The organism is Cupriavidus sp. 05N39, from assembly GCF_056397325.1.
Genome location: NZ_JBFTNE010000371.1, coordinates 1 through 384, shown reverse-complemented (window position 1 = coordinate 384; position 384 = coordinate 1). Strand labels below are relative to the sequence as shown.

At 71.1% G+C, this 384-nt stretch carries 1 protein-coding gene; it reads right to left on the bottom strand.

Going from position 1 to position 384, the window contains the following annotated elements:
* Positions 1-384: EAL domain-containing protein (locus AC1DN0_RS41760; protein ID WP_477146707.1), on the bottom strand; the 384-nt coding region annotated here is incomplete at both ends.

Sequence of the window (384 nt, the reverse complement as noted above, 5' to 3'; positions counted from 1 at the left end):
GGCCGAACTCGTCCAGCACCTGGCGCACGTTGCGGGCCAGGTCCTCGCCGACGAACTGGCGGTAGGACACGTTCACCGCCACCCGCACGATGCCCAGCCCGGCGTCCTGCCAGGCGCGGATCTGGCGGCAGGCCTCGCGCAGCACCCACAGCCCGATCCGGACGATGTCGCCGGTGCTCTCGGCATGGCCGATGAAGATGTCCGGCCGCAGCTCGCCCAGCTGCGAATTGCGCCAGCGGATCAGGGCCTCGGCCGCCACCATGCGGCCGTCATGCAGGTTCACCTGCGGCTGGTAGACCAGGTGGAACTCGTCGTCGTCCAGGGCCCGGTGCAGGCGGCTTTCGATCTGCAGGCGGTCGTGCTGGCGCTGCGCCAGCTCCGGGG